Source organism: Phenylobacterium sp. (assembly GCF_036821595.1).
Taxonomy (GTDB): Bacteria; Pseudomonadota; Alphaproteobacteria; order Caulobacterales; family Caulobacteraceae; genus Phenylobacterium.
This window is the reverse complement of record NZ_DAISJG010000155.1, coordinates 1-2,500: the sequence shown is the minus strand read 5'-3', so window position 1 is coordinate 2,500 and position 2,500 is coordinate 1. Positions and strand designations below refer to the sequence as shown.

The window sequence follows — 2,500 nt, the reverse complement described above, 5'->3', positions numbered from 1 at the left end:
GGCCGGCGAGCGGCTCGCCCTGCCATTCGGGGAAGCTGAGCCGCCGGGCCTCGGCCCGGGCCCGCTGCGGCCGGCGCTCGAACAGCGGCCAGGCCTCGGCGAAGCGGGCTTCCGAGAGGCGCACGCGGGCAAGGTCGAAGGCGGTCTCGTCGTCGGCGGGGGTGAGCCTGAGCACCGCCTCGTAGGCGTGGGCGGCGCCGGCCAAGTCGCCCGCGTGGTGCAGCAGGTTGCCGAGGTTGCGCCAGACGCCGGCGGTGTCGGGCGCGAGCGCCGCGGCGCGTTCCAGCAGGGCGCGGGCCTCGGCGGTCTCGCCCCGGCGGCGCAGGAGGGAGGCCAGGTTGGCCATGGCCTCGGGGACCTCGCCCGCGGCCAGGACGGCGCGATAGGCCCGTTCCGCGGCGGCCAGATCGCCCGCGCGGTGCAGGGCCACGGCCTCCCCGAGCGTCATCAGTCCCGGTCCGCCAGCCAGTCGGCCGAGCGCATCTCCTGCAGGCGCGAGGCCGTGCGCTCGAACTCGAAGGCCCCGTCGCCGGCCGGGTAGAGCTGGATGGGCTCGGCCTCGGCGAGCACGATCAGCCGGGTCTTCGCCTCGTAGAGGGCGTCAATCAGGATGACGAAGCGCCGGGCCTCCTCCCGCCGGTTGGGGGTGAGCTTCGGCACGTCCTCGAGGAAGACGGTGTGGAAGCGGTCGGCCAGGGCGACGTAGTCGTTGGGGCCCAGGGCCACGGAGCAGAGGCTGGAGAAGCCGGCCCGCAGCAGGCCGCCGGCGGCGCGCGGCAGGGTCACGTGGCGGCCGAGCACCTCGAGGGTGGCGCCGGTCTCCTCCTCGCCGTCCAGCATCTCCGTCCAGAGCCGTTCGAAGGACCGCTGGTTGTCCGGGTCGTTGGGCGAGAACCAGGTGCCGGCGGCGCGCAGGCGGTCGAGGCGGTAGTCGTGGTGGCCGGCCACCTGCACCACGTCCAGCCGGCCCTTCAGCATGTCGATGAACGGCAGGAAGAGCTGGCGGTTGATGCCGTCCTTGTAGAGCTCGTCCGGGTGGCGGTTGGAGGTGGCGACCAGGGTGACGCCGCGGGCGGTGAGGGCCTCGAAGAGCCGGCCCAGGATCATGGCGTCGGCGATGTCGGTGACCTGGAACTCGTCGAAGCAGAGCAGGCGGGCCTCCTCCGCCACGGCCTCGGCCACGGGCGAGATCGGGTCGTCGCCCTTGGCCGCGCGGCCGAAGCGGGCGCGCCTCGCCACCGGGTCGCCCTTGCGGAAGGCGTCGATCAGCCGGTGCACCTCGCCCATGAAGACGTGGAAGTGGGTGCGCCGCTTGCGGGCCACGGGCGCGGTCTCGAAGAACAGGTCCATGAGCATGGACTTGCCGCGGCCCACCGGCCCGTAGAGGTAGACGCCGCGCTGGGCCTCCGGCTTGCGGAACAGGGCCTTCAGCCGGCCGCCGTCGACCTCGGCGGCGGCGAGGTCGCGCTCCAGGCGGGACAGGGCCTCCAGCCCCCGGGCCTGGGCGGCGTCGGGCCGGATCTCGCCGGCGTCAAGGCGGGCCTGGTAGGCGTCGGCGAGGGTTTCGGCCATCGCTCCCCGCCTAGCGGGCGCCGCGTCCGGGCGCAAGGAACGGGGCGTGCGCGGGCGGGTTGATGACAGGCAGACGAAGGAGACCTTCCATGGCCGAAGACCCCCGCACCTACCAGCCCAGCACCCCCGAAACGAACCGCGCCCGGATGCAGGGCGGCGGCGTCGGACAGCAGGACATGGACCAGCAGCGCGACCCCGACCGGTCGACCCACGCGACCTCGCCGGACCGGACGGAGGGCTGGGACAACGACCCGGCCGGGAGCGGCGACGACCGCGGCCAGGGCTCCAGCGACATGGGGGCCGGCGCGGTGAGCCGGGGCGGCGCCAACGCCAGCGGCGCGGCCCGCGAGGACCGCAGCTTCGACGGCGGCGAGGCGGGCGGCCGCGACGCGGCCGGGATCGGCCAGTCCGGCGACCTGGGCGAAGGCACGCCGCCCAACGTCGACATCCACAAGCTCGGCCAGGAAGACAATCCCGAGCAGGACTGGGGCGAGCCGGCCGGCGAGGGCGTCATGCACTCCCAGACCAACACCCGCCGCGGCGAGAAGACCGAGGCCGAGCGCGGCCAGGGCGCCAAGACCCGGGCCTTCAACAAGGACCAGGTGAGCCGGCGGACCTAGGCGTCGGGAAATCCATCCTTCTCCCCTTGCGGGAGAAGGTGGCCCGCGAAGCGGGTCGGATGAGGGGCCGCACCGGACGTGGTGCGGCCCCTCTTCGACTCCCGGAGAGCCCGGCGAGACCCCTCATCGTCGGCCTGCGGCTGACACCTTCTCCCGCAAGGGGAGAAGGACGCGGGTGCGCCCTACCGCATGGTCGGGATGACGAAGGCTGAATCCTCGACCGCGCCTTCGGGCCAGCGGGCGGTGATGGTCTTCACCTTGGTGTAGAAGCGCACCCCTTCCATGCCGTGCTGGTTGACGTCGCCGAA

4 protein-coding genes are annotated in these 2,500 nt (G+C 73.8%); 1 reads left to right on the top strand and 3 read right to left on the bottom strand.

Annotation, left to right across the window (positions count from 1 at the left end; genetic code table 11):
* Positions 1-448 (bottom strand): tetratricopeptide repeat protein (locus tag V7Z97_RS20085; RefSeq protein WP_334165353.1); only part of this gene is annotated, 448 nt, incomplete at its 3' end.
* Positions 448-1,572: a cell division protein ZapE gene (zapE, locus tag V7Z97_RS20080; protein WP_334165351.1), complete on the bottom strand. Its 1,125-nt coding sequence runs from the start codon at positions 1,570-1,572 to the stop codon at positions 448-450. The genes V7Z97_RS20085 and zapE, both read right to left, overlap by 1 nt.
* A gap of 89 nt (positions 1,573-1,661) precedes the next feature.
* Between zapE and V7Z97_RS20075 the strand changes: the two genes are divergently transcribed.
* Positions 1,662-2,192, top strand: a complete 531-nt coding sequence (locus V7Z97_RS20075) for a hypothetical protein (RefSeq protein WP_334165348.1) — start codon at positions 1,662-1,664, stop codon at positions 2,190-2,192.
* 182 nt (positions 2,193-2,374) lie between these two features.
* Here the strand turns inward: V7Z97_RS20075 and V7Z97_RS20070 are convergent.
* The coding region (locus tag V7Z97_RS20070) for a hypothetical protein (RefSeq protein ID WP_334165355.1) at positions 2,375-2,500 on the bottom strand (126 nt) is incomplete at its 5' end.